Below are 18,525 nucleotides of genomic sequence, written 5' to 3'. Positions count from 1 at the left end.
TGTTGCCTGCGATTTATGCTTGCGGGCCCAGTTCCATGTGGGACTCGATCTCTGTGTGTCGCGAAAGGGCTGCGGAGCAGCCCCGGCAATCTCAGCTTCTGCGCTGAAACCGAGGGGCCGCTACGCGCCCCTTTCGCGACGCAAGGCCGCTCCCACAAAAAAGTAGGGCCGCGCTTGGCGGCCCTACTTTTACATCACTTGGCGATCTGAATCTTCGGTGCCCACTGCAGCCATTCATCCTCGGCCTCTTCGAACAAGGCAAAGGTCTGCTGCGGCCGTGCCGGGTTACCCATCTGCTCGCCATCTGGCGTTGCGAAGGCGATACCGCCATCGATCAGGGTTTCCACCGACTCGGTACGCACTGTAGCGCCCTTGAACAGCCCCCAGTCGAAACCGAAACCACTGCTGTTCCAGAAGCGGCTACCGCTGCGCACCAAGGCGGCATAGCGCGGCTCGATGAGGATATGAATCAGCACGCGGTCAGCGCTCTGGCCCAGCTCGAAGCCTGTCACCTTGCCCACCGTAACCTCACGATAGGTAACCGGCACACCCGGCTTGATCGAGCCGCGGCGTGGCGCACTGAGCGTCAATGGCAGGCCGACCTCTGGCCCAGCTACCTCCGGTGCCTCGGCCAGGGCGATGAAATCGCGCTGTGGCCCACGGTTCTTGGCTGCTGGCTGCACTTCCAGGTACTGCCCACCTATCAAGGTGTCCAGGTTTTCAGTGCGCACCAGGCCCAGGGCCGGCTTGACCACCCAGAACTGAGTACCGGCACGGGCAATGCGATCCGCCGATTCGGTAATGCGCGCCCGTAGCAGCACCGCCTGCAGGTCATCGGTGAGGTCGACGCTCTCGATGCTGCCCACATCCAGGCCGCGGAAGCGGATGGCAGTGCCCGGTTTCAGGCCATCGGCACGCTCTACACGGATGGTGATCAACGTACCCGCACGGTTCACCGCTTCCTGGCTGTCATGCAGGCGGAAGCGTGGAATGTGCCGTTTCAGCGGTACATCGGGCCGTGGTGTATCGAACGCAATACCGCCGGCCATCAGTGTTTGCAGCGACTCACTCTTGATCTTGATGCCCGACAGGCCGCCGGTCAGGGTGATCCCACTGACGTTCCAGAAGCGCGACGAACCATTGACCAGCTTCTCGTACTCCTTCTCGATATGCACACCGATCAGGATGCGGTTGCTGTTACGGGCGAACTGATAGCTCTGCACGCTACCCACCTTCACCTGGCGGTACGTCACCGGGCTGCCGATTTCCAGCGAACCCAAGGTGTCGGCGAACAACACCATGTGCAGGCCCGGCGCTTTGAGGTCGAGCGGCGGCGCCTTGGCACGCGCCTCGAACTCACGCTCTGGCCGTGCGCCCTTCTCACCAGGACGAATGGCGATGTAGTTACCTTTGACCAGCGCTTCCAGGCCAGTGATTCCCGCCAGGGAAATCGACGGTTTGACTACCCAGAACTGTGTCCCGTCTACCAGGTAGTCCTCGGTCAGTGGGTCGAGTGTCAGCTCGGCCGAAGCGCTGGCCAGGTTGTCTTCCATCTTCAGGGCTTTCAGCGAGCCCACCTGGATGCCCTTGTACATGACCGGCGTGCGACCCGCCTGCAGGCCTTCATAATCGCTCAGCTTCACTTTTACCCGGATACCCGCCTGGGCGGCATCGAAGTCCTCGTACAGGCGGAACGGCAGGCTCGGATCGGTGGGAGGGCTGTCCTTGCGGTACTCCGGCGTGGCGAAGGCGATACCACCCGCCACAATGCTCGACAACGACTCACTGCGCACCTTCACACCCGAAAGCGAAGCATCGATGCTGACACCGCTGGCGTTCCAGAAACGCGTGTGCTTGCGCACCAGGCTGGCGTAGGCCGGCTCGATGAAGACTTTCACCTCTACGGTGCTCTGGTCCTCTGACAGGCGGTAGCTTTTCACCCGGCCTACCTGAATCTGCTTGTAGAAAACCGGGCTGTCACGGTTGAGCGAGCCCAGCCTGTCGGCCTTGAGGGTCAGGTGCAGGCCTGGTTCAGAATCCGAGAGCGGTGGCGCCACCTTCAATGCCACAAAGCGTTTGGTACGTTCCCCCTCTCCCGGGCTAACGGCGATGTAGTTACCCGACACCAGTGTTTCAAGGCCAGATATACCGGCCAGGCTGACACTCGGCTTCACCAGCCAGAAACGCGTGCCTTTGGTTAGATGGGGCTCGGCAGCCTTGTTCATCTCGATGGTAGCGATCACCCCCTGCGTGTCGCCCTTGGCGTCGAGCACCAGGCTTTTCACCTTGCCAACCGGCATGCCTTTGTAGATGACCTCGGTCTTGTTGGCAACGATACCCTCTCCCGACTCGAAGCGGACTTCAATTTCCACGCCAGCGTCGCGGTAGGCCTGCCACGCGAGCCAGCCACCGATCATCAGCGCAATCAAAGGCAGGATCCAGATGGCCGACCAGTTCGAGGCTGGGCGGGTTTTAGCCGTTGGCAGGTCACTCATGGTCGTCATCCGACTCCGTGTTATCCCAAATCAGTCGGGGATCGAAAGTTAAAGCGGCAAGCATTGTCAGGATCACCACAGTTGCGAAGGCGACAGCGCCCAGGTTGGCTTCGACACTGGCTATTCGGCCAAAATTCACCACTGCCACCAGGATGGCAATGACGAAGATATCCAGCATGGACCAGCGCCCGATGAATTCGATGAAGCGGTACATCAATATCCGCTGCCGGGCCGAAAGCGGCTGCCGCCGCTGAACGGAGTACAACAGCAAGCCGATACCCACCAGCTTGAACGTGGGGACCAGGATACTGGCAATGAACACCACAGCCGCAATGGGCACCATGCCGTGCTTGAGCAGGGTGATGACACCGGACATGATGGTGTCCGGGCTACCCTGACCGAGGGTACTCACGGTCATGATCGGCAGTATGTTGGCCGGGATGTAGAGGATCGACGCCGCAATCAGCAACGCCCAGGTGCGCACGATACTGTTCGGCCGGCGTGCATGCACGACAGCGCCGCAGCGTGTGCAGGTTTGCGAAGTGCTGTCTGGCTCTTGCCTGTTCAGCTCGTGACACTCATTGCAGACAACAATGCCTGCGTCAATCGCCCGCATGCAGGTCCTCCCCCGATAGCGCACTCCAGATCTGGTGGGGCGACATCACCACTTCGAGCCACACCTGGATCAATAACAGACTGATGAAACAGAACAGCCCAAGGCCCACGGTCAGTTCGGCCAGGTCCACCAGTTTGACGATGGCCACCAGCACCCCCATGAAATAGACCTCGAGCATGCCCCAGTCACGCAGGTGGTGATAGATGCGGTAGAAGACCAGGCCGTAGTCACGCCCGAAGTTCAAGCGGATGCTCAACAGCACGGCCAGCTGACAGAGCAGCTTCGCCAGCGGAATGACCATGCTACAGAGCAGTACCACTACGGCAACACCGCGCATTCCCGAGTTGTACAGGCCTAGCACGCCACTCCAGACCGTATCGTCCGAAGTCTGGCCAAGCAGGTGCAACTGCATGATCGGCAGGAAATTGGCCGGCACGAACAGCAAAAGGGCCGTCAGCACCAAGGCCAGGCTGCGATTGACCACATTGTGCCGGTGGGCATAGAGCTCGTAGCCGCAGCGCGGGCATTGGGCTTTCTCATCATGCTGCAGCACGGGCTTGCGCAGCAGCAGGTCGCATTCATGGCAGGCGACAAGCTCGTCCAACGGCAGCTGGGCCAGGGTTTCAGGTTCGACAGAATTGGACATAGAGCGCTTCTGTATAGGTGCGTGGGGGCTATTCTAGTGTTCTGACTCGAATTATGGGAGGCGACGTTGTCCTGAAGGGTGTGCGGGGGGCGCCCCTGCCTGGCATTGCACCCTTCCCTTGTAGGAGCGGGTTTACCCGCGAACACCGGCGAAGCCGGTGCCATCTCCGCTCCCGCAGTGATTCGCGCAGGTCGAGTTTTTTTGCCCACAAAGACAAAACCCCTACCTGCATGCGCAGATAGGGGTTTTGCGAAATGAATCTTGACGATGACCTACTCTCACATGGGGAAACCCCACACTACCATCGGCGATGCATCGTTTCACTACTGAGTTCGGGATGGGATCAGGTGGTTCCAATGCTCTATGGTCGTCAAGAAATTCTGTTGCCAGAATGTCCAGATGGACAGCCCAGCGAATCCGGATATGCGATATTTGTGGTCTTACGAATTTTCGGGTCTTTCGTCTTCACCACCGCAATCTGCGTCAGCAAATTGCTTGGGTGTTATATGGTCAAGCCTCACGGGCAATTAGTATTGGTTAGCTCAACGCCTCACAGCGCTTACACACCCAACCTATCAACGTCGTAGTCTTCGACGGCCCTTTAGGGGATTCAAGATCCCAGTGAGATCTCATCTTGAGGCAAGTTTCCCGCTTAGATGCTTTCAGCGGTTATCTCTTCCGAACATAGCTACCCGGCAATGCCACTGGCGTGACAACCGGAACACCAGAGGTTCGTCCACTCCGGTCCTCTCGTACTAGGAGCAGCCCCTCTCAAATCTCAAACGTCCACGGCAGATAGGGACCGAACTGTCTCACGACGTTCTAAACCCAGCTCGCGTACCACTTTAAATGGCGAACAGCCATACCCTTGGGACCGGCTTCAGCCCCAGGATGTGATGAGCCGACATCGAGGTGCCAAACACCGCCGTCGATATGAACTCTTGGGCGGTATCAGCCTGTTATCCCCGGAGTACCTTTTATCCGTTGAGCGATGGCCCTTCCATACAGAACCACCGGATCACTAAGACCTACTTTCGTACCTGCTCGACGTGTTTGTCTCGCAGTCAAGCGCGCTTTTGCCTTTATACTCTACGACCGATTTCCGACCGGTCTGAGCGCACCTTCGTACTCCTCCGTTACTCTTTGGGAGGAGACCGCCCCAGTCAAACTACCCACCATACACTGTCCTCGATCCGGATAACGGACCTGAGTTAGAACCTCAAAGTTGCCAGGGTGGTATTTCAAGGATGGCTCCATGAGAACTGGCGTCCCCACTTCAAAGCCTCCCACCTATCCTACACAAGCAAATTCAAAGTCCAGTGCAAAGCTATAGTAAAGGTTCACGGGGTCTTTCCGTCTAGCCGCGGATACACTGCATCTTCACAGCGATTTCAATTTCACTGAGTCTCGGGTGGAGACAGCGCCGCCATCGTTACGCCATTCGTGCAGGTCGGAACTTACCCGACAAGGAATTTCGCTACCTTAGGACCGTTATAGTTACGGCCGCCGTTTACCGGGGCTTCGATCAAGAGCTTCGCTTGCGCTAACCCCATCAATTAACCTTCCGGCACCGGGCAGGCGTCACACCCTATACGTCCACTTTCGTGTTTGCAGAGTGCTGTGTTTTTAATAAACAGTCGCAGCGGCCTGGTATCTTCGACCGGCATGGGCTTACGGAGCAAGTCCTTCACCCTCGCCGGCGCACCTTCTCCCGAAGTTACGGTGCCATTTTGCCTAGTTCCTTCACCCGAGTTCTCTCAAGCGCCTTGGTATTCTCTACCTAACCACCTGTGTCGGTTTGGGGTACGGTTCCCAGTTATCTGAAGCTTAGGAGCTTTTCTTGGAAGCATGGTATCAACCACTTCGTCGCCTAAAGGCAACTCGTCATCAGCTCTCGGCCTTGAAATCCCGGATTTGCCTAAGATTTCAGCCTACCACCTTAAACCTGGACAACCAACGCCAGGCTGGCCTAACCTTCTCCGTCCCTCCATCGCAATAACTGGAAGTACAGGAATATTAACCTGTTTTCCATCGACTACGCTTTTCAGCCTCGCCTTAGGGACCGACTAACCCTGCGTCGATTAACGTTGCGCAGGAAACCTTGGTCTTTCGGCGTGCGAGTTTTTCACTCGCATTGTCGTTACTCATGTCAGCATTCGCACTTCTGATACCTCCAGCAAGCTTCTCAACTCACCTTCACAGGCTTACAGAACGCTCCTCTACCGCATCATCGCAAGATGATACCCGTAGCTTCGGTGCATGGTTTGAGCCCCGTTACATCTTCCGCGCAGGCCGACTCGACTAGTGAGCTATTACGCTTTCTTTAAAGGGTGGCTGCTTCTAAGCCAACCTCCTAGCTGTCTAAGCCTTCCCACATCGTTTCCCACTTAACCATGACTTTGGGACCTTAGCTGACGGTCTGGGTTGTTTCCCTTTTCACGACGGACGTTAGCACCCGCCGTGTGTCTCCCATGCTCGGCACTTGTAGGTATTCGGAGTTTGCATCGGTTTGGTAAGTCGGGATGACCCCCTAGCCGAAACAGTGCTCTACCCCCTACAGTGATACATGAGGCGCTACCTAAATAGCTTTCGAGGAGAACCAGCTATCTCCGAGCTTGATTAGCCTTTCACTCCGATCCACAGGTCATCCGCTAACTTTTCAACGGTAGTCGGTTCGGTCCTCCAGTCAGTGTTACCTAACCTTCAACCTGCCCATGGATAGATCGCCCGGTTTCGGGTCTATACCCAGCGACTAAACGCCCTATTAAGACTCGCTTTCGCTACGCCTCCCCTATTCGGTTAAGCTCGCCACTGAATATAAGTCGCTGACCCATTATACAAAAGGTACGCAGTCACCTAACAAAGTAGGCTCCCACTGCTTGTACGCATACGGTTTCAGGTTCTATTTCACTCCCCTCTCCGGGGTTCTTTTCGCCTTTCCCTCACGGTACTGGTTCACTATCGGTCAGTCAGTAGTATTTAGCCTTGGAGGATGGTCCCCCCATATTCAGACAAAGTTTCTCGTGCTCCGTCCTACTCGATTTCATTGACAAGAGATTTTCGTGTACGGGGCTATCACCCACTATGGCCGCACTTTCCAGAGCGTTCCACTAATCTCAAATCAACTTAAGGGCTGGTCCCCGTTCGCTCGCCACTACTAAGGGAATCTCGGTTGATTTCTTTTCCTCAGGGTACTTAGATGTTTCAGTTCCCCTGGTTCGCCTCTTGCACCTATGTATTCAGTACAAGATAACCAGCTTGTGCTGGCTGGGTTCCCCCATTCAGAGATCTCTGGATCACAGTCTGTTTGCCGACTCCCCAAAGCTTATCGCAGGCTACCACGTCTTTCATCGCCTCTGACTGCCAAGGCATCCACCGTATGCGCTTCTTCACTTGACCATATAACCCCAAGCAATCTGGTTATACTGTGAAGACGACATTCGCCGAAAATTCGTACGTTGCTCTTTCGAGCAGAACTCACAAATTTTACCTTAGCCTGATCCACCAGCAGTGAAACTGGTGTTCAGTCTATATCTATCACATATCCGAATTTTTAAAGAACGATCTGACAAAAGTCAGAAATCAACATTCGATCTGAATGTTCATTTCTAAGTTCTGACAAGTGACTGCGTACGGCGAAAGTGGTGGAGCCAAGCGGGATCGAACCGCTGACCTCCTGCGTGCAAGGCAGGCGCTCTCCCAGCTGAGCTATGGCCCCGTATTCTACGGCTGAACCATGTAATGGTAGGTCTGGGCAGATTTGAACTGCCGACCTCACCCTTATCAGGGGTGCGCTCTAACCAACTGAGCTACAGACCTATAACAGGGTCGCGTTACAGCATCGTCTTTTACAATGAATCAAGCAATTCGTGTGGGAGCTCATCAGCAGGCTGATGTCGTCGATTAAGGAGGTGATCCAGCCGCAGGTTCCCCTACGGCTACCTTGTTACGACTTCACCCCAGTCATGAATCACACCGTGGTAACCGTCCCCCCGAAGGTTAGACTAGCTACTTCTGGTGCAACCCACTCCCATGGTGTGACGGGCGGTGTGTACAAGGCCCGGGAACGTATTCACCGCGACATTCTGATTCGCGATTACTAGCGATTCCGACTTCACGCAGTCGAGTTGCAGACTGCGATCCGGACTACGATCGGTTTTGTGAGATTAGCTCCACCTCGCGGCTTGGCAACCCTCTGTACCGACCATTGTAGCACGTGTGTAGCCCAGGCCGTAAGGGCCATGATGACTTGACGTCATCCCCACCTTCCTCCGGTTTGTCACCGGCAGTCTCCTTAGAGTGCCCACCATAACGTGCTGGTAACTAAGGACAAGGGTTGCGCTCGTTACGGGACTTAACCCAACATCTCACGACACGAGCTGACGACAGCCATGCAGCACCTGTGTCAGAGTTCCCGAAGGCACCAATCCATCTCTGGAAAGTTCTCTGCATGTCAAGGCCTGGTAAGGTTCTTCGCGTTGCTTCGAATTAAACCACATGCTCCACCGCTTGTGCGGGCCCCCGTCAATTCATTTGAGTTTTAACCTTGCGGCCGTACTCCCCAGGCGGTCAACTTAATGCGTTAGCTGCGCCACTAAAATCTCAAGGATTCCAACGGCTAGTTGACATCGTTTACGGCGTGGACTACCAGGGTATCTAATCCTGTTTGCTCCCCACGCTTTCGCACCTCAGTGTCAGTATCAGTCCAGGTGGTCGCCTTCGCCACTGGTGTTCCTTCCTATATCTACGCATTTCACCGCTACACAGGAAATTCCACCACCCTCTACCGTACTCTAGCTTGCCAGTTTTGGATGCAGTTCCCAGGTTGAGCCCGGGGCTTTCACATCCAACTTAACAAACCACCTACGCGCGCTTTACGCCCAGTAATTCCGATTAACGCTTGCACCCTCTGTATTACCGCGGCTGCTGGCACAGAGTTAGCCGGTGCTTATTCTGTCGGTAACGTCAAAACAGCAAGGTATTAGCTTACTGCCCTTCCTCCCAACTTAAAGTGCTTTACAATCCGAAGACCTTCTTCACACACGCGGCATGGCTGGATCAGGCTTTCGCCCATTGTCCAATATTCCCCACTGCTGCCTCCCGTAGGAGTCTGGACCGTGTCTCAGTTCCAGTGTGACTGATCATCCTCTCAGACCAGTTACGGATCGTCGCCTTGGTGAGCCATTACCCCACCAACTAGCTAATCCGACCTAGGCTCATCTGATAGCGCAAGGCCCGAAGGTCCCCTGCTTTCTCCCGTAGGACGTATGCGGTATTAGCGTTCCTTTCGAAACGTTGTCCCCCACTACCAGGCAGATTCCTAGGCATTACTCACCCGTCCGCCGCTGAATCAAGGAGCAAGCTCCCGTCATCCGCTCGACTTGCATGTGTTAGGCCTGCCGCCAGCGTTCAATCTGAGCCATGATCAAACTCTTCAGTTCAATACTGCTTGGGTTTTTAAGAAACCCTAAACTTGGCTCAGCAATCTCAAATGACTATGTGATTTCTCGCATGGTCACTTGTAATGCTGATAATCTTTTTGACTATCAGTCCGTACTCACAAGCACCCACACGAATTGCTTGATTCGATTTGTTAAAGAGCGTTTGGTTAAGAGCTTTTCGTCTCAACCGAGGCGCGCATTCTACGCTTTCCTCAGAGCCTGTCAAGCGTTTATTTTGAAGTTTTTTGCGAGAAACTCGTTTAGCTTCAAACACTTGGCTCGCCGCGATCTCTCGTAGCGGGAGGCGAATCATACAGCACTTGTAAGCGCTGTCAACCATCATCTCAACCGCTTTCGATCATTTGATCGTAGCCCTTACAGCACCTTCAGGATTGTCTAACTCATTGAATTTCAAGGAGTTTGTCGTTCCGTTGTCGCTGGAAGTGGGGCGCATTATAAGGGGATTCGAGAGGGCGTCAACCTTTAATTTCAAGAAAGTGAAATATAAGGGGGAAAGACCGTATCGGGGCTGCCAAGTGTTCGCCACAACAGTTTCAGCGCCTGTGAGATCGAGCGCCGCCCGCGCGGCGCTTCGCGGGTAAACCCGCTCCTACGTTTGTTTCGGGCCAATTATGCCTGCGAGATTCGCGCGCGAACGCCTTGGTGCCTGTCTCAATATCGCGTCGAACAAACAAGGCGGTCGCGCGCGCCAGGCACAGGAGAGACTGGCCCGAAACAAACGTAGGAGCGGGTTTACCCGCGAAGCGCCGCGCGGGCGGCGCTCGATCTCATAGGCGGTGAATGTCTCAAGCCGGACGCGCGCGGCGCTCGATCTCACAGGCGCTGCAGGGGTTATGGCAGACACATCTCACCGCCAAAACCACCTCAAGGCATACCCACCACACATCCCCCTACAACAGCAAAAACCAACCCCCAAAAACAAAGCGGGGAGGCCTGACGGCCTCCCCGCTTCATCTACTTCCCTTACAGGCTAGGGAATGCAAACTGCGACGCTTCATGGCTGGCCCGCTGCGGCCAACGCTGGGTAATGGCCTTGCGACGGGTATAGAAGCGCACACCATCCGGGCCATAGGCATGCAAATCACCAAACAGCGAACGCTTCCAGCCACCGAAGCTGTGGTAGGCCACCGGCACCGGCAGCGGTACGTTCACACCCACCATACCCACTTCGATCTCGTCGCAGAACAGACGGGCCGCTTCACCGTCACGGGTAAAGATGCAGGTGCCGTTGCCATACTCGTGATCGTTGATCAGCTGCATGGCCTGCTCCAGGCTATTCACACGGACCACGCACAGCACCGGGCCAAAGATCTCCTCTTTATAGATGCGCATCTCCGGGGTCACATTGTCGAACAGGGTGCCACCTACAAAGTAGCCATCTTCATTACCTGCCACACGGAAGCCACGGCCATCCACCACCAGCTTGGCGCCAGCAGCAACACCGTCATCGATGTAACCCACGACCTTGTCACGCGCTGCCGCAGTCACCAGCGGGCCCATGTCCAGGCCGCACGAGGTGCCGGCACCAATCTTCAGCGCCTTGATCTGTGGCTCCAGCTTGGCAATCAGGGCGTCAGCCACTTGGTCGCCCACGCACACGGCTACCGAAATGGCCATGCAACGCTCGCCACACGAGCCGTAAGCCGCGCCCATCAGTGCACTGACTGCGTTGTCCAGGTCGGCATCCGGCATTAGCACCGCGTGGTTCTTCGCGCCCCCCAGGGCTTGTACACGCTTGCCACGCTTGGTGCCTTCGGCATAGATGTACTCGGCGATCGGGGTCGAACCCACGAAGCTCAGTGCTTTGACCTCCGGCGCTTCGATCAGCGCATCCACCGCTTCCTTGTCACCGTGCACGACGTTGAGAATGCCCTTCGGCAGGCCGGCTTCCAGCAGCAACTGGGCAATGTACAGGGTCGAGCTCGGGTCACGCTCGGAAGGCTTGAGGATGAAAGCGTTGCCGCAGGCGATGGCCAGCGGGTACATCCACAGCGGCACCATGGCCGGGAAGTTGAATGGGGTGATACCGGCAACCACGCCCAGCGGCTGGAAGTCGGACCAGGCGTCGATGTTCGGACCGACGTTACGGCTGTACTCCCCCTTCAGCACTTCTGGGGCTGCACACGCAAACTCGACGTTCTCGATACCACGCTTCAGTTCGCCGGCGGCGTCTTCCAGGGTCTTGCCGTGCTCTTCGCTGATCATCTGCGAAATCTTGGCTTCGTTCTGCTCCAGCAGTTGCTTGAAGCGGAACATCACCTGGGCGCGCTTGGCCGGAGGGGTGTTGCGCCAGGCCGGGAAGGCTGCCTTGGCCGAGTCGATCGCTTCCTGCACGGTTGCGCGGCTGGCCAGTTCGACCTTGCGAACGGCCTGGCCAGTGGACGGGTTGAAGACATCGGCGGTGCGCTCACCCTTGGTAACCAGTTCGCCGTGAATCAGGTGCTGAACAATGCTCATGCAAAACTCCAGATAAACAAAGGAGAGCCAGGCGCACGCTGCGGGCGCCTGGCATCAATATCGGAAAGATCAGTCGATCAGGTTCAGGGTTTCGCCTACCGCATCGAACAGGCGGTCCAGTTCCTGCGGCTTGGTATTGAAGGTTGGGCCGAACTGCAGGGTGTCGCCACCAAAGCGCACATAGAAGCCGGCTTTCCACAGCTTCATGGCCGCTTCGTATGGGCGAACGATGGCATCACCGTCACGGGCGGCGATCTGGATGGCGCCGGCCAGGCCGTAGTTACGGATATCGACGATATTCTTGGTGCCCTTCACGCCGTGCAGCAGCTTCTCGAAATGCGGCGCCAGTTCAGCCGCGGACTGCACCAGGTTTTCCTTCTGCAGCAGGTCCAGCGCGGCGATACCGGCGGCACAGGCTACCGGGTGCGCCGAGTAGGTGTAGCCGTGTGGGAATTCCACGGCGTATTCCGGGGTCGGCTGGTTCATGAAGGTCTGGTAGATCTCGCTGCTGGCAATCACTGCGCCCATCGGGATGGCGCCGTTGGTCACCTGCTTGGCGATGCACATCAGGTCCGGGGTAACGCCGAAGGCTTCCGAGCCGGTCATCGCACCCATGCGGCCGAAGCCTGTGATCACTTCGTCGAAGATCAGCAGAATGTTGTGCTGGGTGCAGATCTCACGCAGGCGCTTCAGGTAACCCTTTGGCGGCGGCAACACACCGGCCGAACCGGCCAGCGGCTCGACGATGACTGCTGCGATGTTGGAGGCATCGTGCAGCTCGATCAGCTTGAGCATTTCGTCAGCCAGCGCGATACCGCTCTCTTCCGGCAAGCCTTTCGAGAAGGCGTTCACCGGCAATACAGTGTGAGGCAGGTGGTCGACGTCCAGCAGTTGGCCAAACATCTTGCGGTTACCGTTGACGCCACCCAGGCTGGTACCGGCGATGTTCACGCCATGGTAACCACGGGCACGGCCGATGATCTTGGTCTTGGTTGCCTGGCCTTTCAGGCGCCAGTAGGCACGCACCATCTTCAGTGCGGTATCGGCGCACTCGGAACCGGAGTTGGTATAGAAGACGTGATTCAGATTGCCCGGAACCAGCTCGGCGATCTTTTCCGCCAACTGGAACGACAGCGGGTGGCCGAACTGGAACGCTGGGGAGTAGTCCAGCGTACTCAGTTGACGGGTCACCGCGTCAGCGATTTCCTTGCGAGTGTGCCCTGCGCCGCAGGTCCACAGGCCGGACAGGGCGTCGAAGATCTTGCGCCCATGGTCATCGACCAGGTAGTTGCCTTCGGCCGCCACGATCAGGCGTGGGTCGCGCTGGAAGTTGCGGTTGGCGGTATAGGGCATCCAGTGGGCGTCCAGCTTGAGCTGGCTGGCGATACCGGCAGGACCAGTTTCGGGCATGTTCATCGGCGGTTCCTCGGAAGACGATTAGGCAACGATGGATGTTGTTGCAGCTAAATTGGCACGGCGATAGAGTCTGAAAAAGCCTACATTTCTAACCTTCAGACAGGCCGTGACTAAACTAATGAGCCGACGCCCCGATCCACTCGCCCAAGTCAGCGATTTCGACATCCGCCTGCTGAAGATCTATCGCAGCGTCGTCGAGTGCGGTGGCTTCTCGGCTGCCGAAAACGTACTGGGCATTGGTCGCTCGGCCATCAGCCAGCAGATGAACGACCTCGAGCAACGCCTCGGCCTGCGCCTGTGTCAGCGCGGCCGCGCCGGTTTCTCGCTGACGGAGGAAGGCCGCGAGGTCTACCATTCAGCCCTGCAACTGCTCAGCGCGCTGGAAAGCTTCCGCACCGAGGTCAACGGCCTGCACCAGCATTTGCGCGGCGAGCTGAACATCGGCCTGACCGACAATCTGGTGACCCTGCCGCACATGCGTATCACCCATGCCCTGGCGGAACTCAAGGATCGGGGCCCTGATGTGCGCATCCAGATCCGCATGATCGCCCCCAGCCAGGTCGAGCACGGCGTGCTCGACGGCAGCCTGCACGTTGGCGTCGTACCACAGACCAGCCCGTTATCGGGGCTTGAGTATCAACCGTTGTACAGCGAACGCTCGCTGCTGTACTGCGCGGTTGGCCACCCGCTGTTCTACGCCGACGACCAGCAGATAGACGACGAGCGCCTCAACAGCCAGGAAGCCATCACCCCCACCTTCCGCCTGCCGGCCGACATCCAGGCGCACTACCAGGCGCTGAATTGCACAGCCAGTGCTTCTGACCGCGAGGGCATGGCGTTTCTCATCCTTACCGGGCGCTATATCGGCTACCTGCCCGACCACTACGCCATGTTCTGGGTGCAGCAAGGCCGTTTGCGTGCGCTCAAACCCAAGGAGCGTTTTTATGACCTGAGCCTGAGCTGGGTTACCCGCAAAGGCCGGCGCCCCAACCTGGTGTTGGAAAGCTTCCTCGAAAGCCTGGCTGCGACACGTTGATGCCTGTCTGTGCCGCAAACGCTTGTCACTTCGGCACAGGCAGGTAATCTTGTCCCACAGCCGCAGCCACTGCACCGTACGGAATCGTCCATGACCCTAGAAGTCCCTGCGCATCGCCTCTCCGCCTCGGGCAAGCCCGCGGGCCGTATCCGCCAGAAGAACGAACAGGCCATTATCCAGGCCGCCGAAGATGAATTCGCCCGCCATGGTTTCAAGGGCACCAGCATGAACACCATCGCCCTCAAGGCGGGGTTGCCCAAGGCTAACCTGCATTACTACTTCACCAACAAGCTGGGCCTGTACATCGCCGTGCTCAGCAACATCATCGAGTTGTGGGACAGCACCTTCAACGCCTTGAGCGTCGATGACGACCCCGGTGAAGCCCTGAGCCAGTACATCCGCACCAAGATGGAGTTCTCCCGGCGCAACCCGCAAGCTTCGCGCATTTTCGCCATGGAAGTGATCAGCGGTGGCACCTGCCTGACCGAATACTTCAGTGCCGACTACCGCGAATGGTTCCGCGGCCGTGCTGCGGTATTCCAGGCCTGGATCGAAGCAGGCAAGATGGACCCGGTCGACCCCGTACACCTGATCTTCCTGCTCTGGGGCAGCACCCAGCACTACGCTGACTTCGCCACCCAGATTTGCCAGGTGACTGGCCGCAGCCGCCTGACCAAGCAGGACATGGAAGACGCGAGCAACAACCTTATCCACATCATTCTGAAGGGCTGCGGCATCAAGCCGGCTGCCTGACTGTCCTTTATGCCTTCTACCCTGCTCGACCTCTGCGAATACCGCGAGGAAATCCGCAAAAGCCGCTTCATCACCCTCGCTGGGCCGATCAGCAGCGCCGCCGAAGCGATGAGTTTCATCGAACGTCACAGCGACCTGGCCGCTACCCACAACTGCTGGGCCTGGAAACTCGGCGCGCAGTACCGCAGCAGTGACGACGGCGAACCCGGCGGCACCGCAGGGCGGCCGATCCTGGCGGCCATCGAAGCACAGGACTGCGATCAGGTGGTGGTGCTGGTGATCCGTTGGTACGGCGGTATCCAGCTGGGTACCGGCGGCCTGGCCAGGGCCTATGGCGGCGGCGCCAACAAGTGCCTGCAACAGGCGCCCAAGCGCCTGCTGGTGCAGCGCAGCCATTTCAGCTGCAGTTGCAGTTTCAGCGAGCTGGCGCTGGTGAAGCTGCGCCTGGCCGAGGTTGACGGCCTGGTCCTGGATGAACAGTTCACCGCCAATGGTGTGGACCTTGTGATTGCCCTCGGTGACGCCCACCTGGCGCCATTGCAACAGCAACTGGCGGACCTGAGCCGCGGGCGTATTTTGCTCGAAGCACGCTGAACATTGCCCACAACAACTGTGGGCCTGCCTGTGGATAAGCTTGGGGCACTCTCTTGCAGGCTAGTGATTTCGAGGCCCCCAGAGCTTTGATCATATTTTGATCACTATTTGATGACAGTCGTAAACTGCTGAATGTGCGCGACTTATCCCCAGCGAACCGCCCATCCAAGCCGCACCCCTCTTGCTCACCTTGCACACAATAACTGTGGACCAGCTTGTGGATAACCCGTGCGCCAACGGGCGAAGCGCCCGGCCCCGCAAGGCCCAGACAAAACTGACCATTTTTTAACCAGACGCAAACCAGGCACGCGTATTCGCCGTGACGTATGCTCAATTCCTTTCTCCTACACCGATAAAGGAATGTTCCTATGGCTAATTCAAGAACTGCCCTCATCATCGGCGCCTCGCGCGGGCTTGGCCTGGGTTTGGTACAACGCCTGCACGAAGACGGCTGGCACATCACTGCCACCGTCCGTAACCCGCAGCAGCCCGGCGGCCTGGCGAACGTCCCCGGCGTGCACATCGAGCAGCTGGAAATGAACGACACCGTTCAGCTCGACAGCCTGCAGCAACGCCTGCAAGGCCAGGTGTTCGACCTGATATTCGTCAACGCCGGGGTCATGGGCCCCCTGCCGCAAGACCTGGAGGCAGTACACAACAGCGACATTGGCGATCTGTTCATGACCAACGCCGTGGCGCCGATACGCGTGGCTCGCCGCCTGGTGGGTCAAATACGCGAAGGCAGTGGTGTGCTGGCCTTCATGAGCTCGATCCTGGGAAGCGTCACCATCCCCGACGGTGGCGAAATCTGCCTGTACAAGGCCAGCAAGGCGGCACTGAACTCGATGATCAACAGCTTCTTCGTTGAGCAGCAGCGCCCGGACCTGTGCGTGCTGGCCATGCACCCGGGTTGGGTGAAAACCGACATGGGTGGCGAAAACGCCGATATCGATGTGCTCACCAGCACCCGCGGCATGATCGAACAGATCAAGGCCCAAAGCGGCAACGGCGGCCTGCGCTTCATCAACTACAAGGGCGAGCCCTTGGTCTGGTGATTCACCAGGTCGCAGCCCGGCTGGGCGCATTGCCCGGCCGGCCCCTGTAGAATGGCCGCAACCGTACCTGATTGAGATGAACCACTATGTATGACTGGTTGAACGCCCTGCCCAAGGCCGAACTGCACCTGCACCTGGAAGGCTCGCTGGAGCCCGAGTTGCTGTTCGCCCTGGCCGAGCGCAACAAGATCGCCTTGCCCTGGGCCGATGTGGAGACCTTGCGCGGTGCCTATGCCTTCAACAACCTGCAGGAGTTCCTCGACCTGTATTACCAGGGCGCCGACGTGCTGCGCACCGAGCAGGACTTCTACGACCTGACCTGGGCCTACCTGCAACGCTGCAAGGCCCAGAACGTGATCCACACCGAACCCTTCTTCGACCCGCAGACCCACACCGACCGCGGCATTGCTTTCGAAGTGGTGCTCAACGGCATCAGCCAGGCGCTCAAGGATGGCCGCGAGCAATTGGGCATCAGCAGCGGCCTGATCCTCAGCTTCCTGCGCCACCTCAGCGAGGATGAAGCGCAAAAGACCCTCGATCAGGCATTGCCGTTCCGCGATGCGTTCATTGCCGTAGGCCTGGACAGCTCGGAGATGGGCCACCCACCCAGCAAGTTCCAGCGGGTGTTCGACCGCGCCCGTAGCGAAGGCTTCGTCGCCGTTGCCCATGCTGGCGAAGAAGGCCCGCCTGAGTACATCTGGGAAGCCCTCGACCTGCTGAAGATCAAACGTATCGACCATGGCGTGCACGCCATCGAGGACGAGCGCCTGATGCAGCGCATCATCGACGAGCAGATCCCGCTCACGGTGTGCCCGCTTTCCAACACCAAGCTCTGCGTGTTCGACCACATGAGCCAGCACAACATCCTCGACATGCTCGAGCGTGGTGTGAAAGTCACGGTCAACTCGGACGACCCGGCCTACTTCGGTGGCTACGTCACGGAGAACTTCCACGCTCTGCACACCCACTTGGGCATGACCGAAGACCAGGCACGTCGCCTGGCGCAGAACAGCCTGGACGCAAGGCTGGTTTGAGTAGCATGACGACGTTGCGCTCAACCGACCTGCAACGTCGCCACGCGGGCTATGCGATTGATCTGCTGGATACCCAGCGCCGAAATATGCAATGCCCGCGAGTCCTCCAACTCCCGCATCCAGCCAGATTGCAGGAACAACCTGAACAAGGCCTGGCCCAGTACGCCACCCAGATGCGGGCCCTGGTCATTCCATTCGGTGCAGCGGCAGATCACGCAACCTCGTTGCTGGTGTGGCGCCAGGGCATCGATGTACACCCCGACCAAGGCCAACTGCGCCCGCCCCTCGTCACTGACCCTCAAGTGCCGTCCGCTGCCTTCCAACCAGCCTGCCACCACCATGCGATGGTACAGCTCACTGGCCAACTCCCCACCCAGGTGATCGCCACAACGGCGCGCCCGGCGCATCGACAGCGGCAGCGATGATACCGGCGTTTCGGCACGCTCTCCCCTGGCGCTTTCCAGCTGTACGCTGGCCAAGGCCTCTACCGCTGCTCCGACCTGCGGGGTAGCCAGGCAGAAGTAACGTTTGCGGCCCCTGGCTTCATGCCTGAGCAAACCGGCCGACGACAGCAGCGAAAGGTGTGCGCAGGCTGATGATGAAGTCAGGCCAGTCATTATCGCGAGCTCATTGGCCAACCGTGGTGTGCCATCGATCAATGCCCACAACATGGCACTGCGCTTGGGGTCGGCCATCAGGCTGGCAATTTGGCTGATACTGCTGGCTGCGTTCATGTCCTTGTAACTCCCTGCAAGTTCACGGTGGGGATGCGATGGCCAACCCTGCCAGGGAAGCGCCTCTCGCTGGCACTGGCCTGGCTCGCCAGTATAAGCCGCAGAAAAACGCCGGTCAGACGACCAGGTGCCGTCGTACTCATGACGAAAAACCACTGGGTATGCCTACCCATGGCAAGCAGCGAAGCGGCTTCGAAAACGCCCCGGAACCAAGTCAACCAAGGCAC

General features: G+C 58.0%; 11 protein-coding genes, 2 tRNA genes and 3 rRNA genes. 5 read left to right on the top strand and 11 right to left on the bottom strand.

What is annotated here, in order from left to right; translation table 11 throughout:
• Positions 1–194 precede the first annotated feature (194 nt).
• From ACI7M0_RS03025 to ACI7M0_RS02980, 10 genes are all read right to left on the bottom strand, one after another.
• The gene (locus ACI7M0_RS03025) at positions 195–2,495 is read right to left on the bottom strand and encodes a PqiB family protein (protein ID WP_129933644.1); all 2,301 of its coding nucleotides are present in this window, start codon (positions 2,493–2,495) and stop codon (positions 195–197) included.
• Positions 2,488–3,111 carry a paraquat-inducible protein A gene (locus ACI7M0_RS03020; protein ID WP_012051109.1) on the bottom strand — a complete coding sequence of 208 codons (624 nt, stop codon included), beginning with the start codon at positions 3,109–3,111 and terminating at the stop codon, positions 2,488–2,490. Before ACI7M0_RS03020 ends, ACI7M0_RS03025 begins: the two co-directional genes overlap by 8 nt.
• Positions 3,098–3,757: a paraquat-inducible protein A gene (locus ACI7M0_RS03015; RefSeq protein ID WP_020190949.1), complete on the bottom strand. Its 660-nt coding sequence runs from the start codon at positions 3,755–3,757 to the stop codon at positions 3,098–3,100. Before ACI7M0_RS03015 ends, ACI7M0_RS03020 begins: the two co-directional genes overlap by 14 nt.
• A gap of 259 nt (positions 3,758–4,016) precedes the next feature.
• Positions 4,017–4,132: ribosomal RNA gene (rrf, locus tag ACI7M0_RS03010) — 5S ribosomal RNA — on the bottom strand.
• Positions 4,133–4,263: 131 nt separating this feature from the next.
• Positions 4,264–7,156: ribosomal RNA gene (locus ACI7M0_RS03005) — 23S ribosomal RNA — on the bottom strand.
• Positions 7,157–7,399: 243 nt separating this feature from the next.
• Positions 7,400–7,475 (bottom strand) — tRNA-Ala (locus ACI7M0_RS03000).
• A 24-nt stretch (positions 7,476–7,499) separates the two neighbouring features.
• A tRNA-Ile gene (locus ACI7M0_RS02995) sits at positions 7,500–7,576 on the bottom strand.
• Positions 7,577–7,661: 85 nt separating this feature from the next.
• Positions 7,662–9,198: ribosomal RNA gene (locus ACI7M0_RS02990) — 16S ribosomal RNA — on the bottom strand.
• The 16S, 23S and 5S rRNA genes sit together here with 2 tRNA genes alongside, the layout of an rRNA operon.
• Positions 9,199–10,182: 984 nt before the next feature.
• The gene (locus ACI7M0_RS02985) at positions 10,183–11,676 is read right to left on the bottom strand and encodes a CoA-acylating methylmalonate-semialdehyde dehydrogenase (RefSeq protein WP_064493232.1); all 1,494 of its coding nucleotides are present in this window, start codon (positions 11,674–11,676) and stop codon (positions 10,183–10,185) included.
• 69 nt (positions 11,677–11,745) lie between these two features.
• Positions 11,746–13,092, bottom strand: a complete 1,347-nt coding sequence (locus tag ACI7M0_RS02980; protein WP_129932120.1) for an aspartate aminotransferase family protein — start codon at positions 13,090–13,092, stop codon at positions 11,746–11,748.
• A gap of 118 nt (positions 13,093–13,210) precedes the next feature.
• Between ACI7M0_RS02980 and ACI7M0_RS02975 the strand changes: the two genes are divergently transcribed.
• The 5 genes from ACI7M0_RS02975 to ACI7M0_RS02955 all read left to right on the top strand — a co-directional run bounded on the left by ACI7M0_RS02975 (position 13,211) and on the right by ACI7M0_RS02955 (position 17,564).
• Complete coding sequence (locus ACI7M0_RS02975; RefSeq protein ID WP_014755221.1) at positions 13,211–14,128, top strand: LysR family transcriptional regulator; 918 nt, start codon at positions 13,211–13,213, stop codon at positions 14,126–14,128.
• A 90-nt stretch (positions 14,129–14,218) separates the two neighbouring features.
• Positions 14,219–14,881: a TetR/AcrR family transcriptional regulator gene (locus ACI7M0_RS02970; RefSeq protein ID WP_003255279.1), complete on the top strand. Its 663-nt coding sequence runs from the start codon at positions 14,219–14,221 to the stop codon at positions 14,879–14,881.
• A gap of 9 nt (positions 14,882–14,890) precedes the next feature.
• Positions 14,891–15,475, top strand: coding sequence for a YigZ family protein (locus ACI7M0_RS02965; protein ID WP_010951864.1), 585 nt, complete (start codon positions 14,891–14,893; stop codon positions 15,473–15,475).
• A 368-nt stretch (positions 15,476–15,843) separates the two neighbouring features.
• The gene (locus ACI7M0_RS02960; protein WP_129932119.1) at positions 15,844–16,530 is read left to right on the top strand and encodes an SDR family oxidoreductase; all 687 of its coding nucleotides are present in this window, start codon (positions 15,844–15,846) and stop codon (positions 16,528–16,530) included.
• 86 nt (positions 16,531–16,616) lie between these two features.
• A complete protein-coding gene (locus tag ACI7M0_RS02955; RefSeq protein ID WP_129932118.1) occupies positions 16,617–17,564 on the top strand; it encodes an adenosine deaminase in 948 nt (315 codons plus the stop codon).
• A gap of 20 nt (positions 17,565–17,584) precedes the next feature.
• Here ACI7M0_RS02955 and ACI7M0_RS02950 read toward each other — a convergent pair whose 3' ends face one another.
• Positions 17,585–18,298, bottom strand: a complete 714-nt coding sequence (locus ACI7M0_RS02950) for a helix-turn-helix transcriptional regulator (RefSeq protein ID WP_053868202.1) — start codon at positions 18,296–18,298, stop codon at positions 17,585–17,587.
• Between the last annotated feature and the right edge of the window lie 227 nt (positions 18,299–18,525).

Source organism: Pseudomonas sp. 10(2024), assembly GCF_045164175.1.
Classification (GTDB): Bacteria; Pseudomonadota; Gammaproteobacteria; order Pseudomonadales; family Pseudomonadaceae; genus Aquipseudomonas; species Aquipseudomonas alloputida.
The sequence above is the reverse complement of the archived record's forward strand: the minus strand, read 5'-3'. Positions and strand labels throughout refer to the sequence as shown.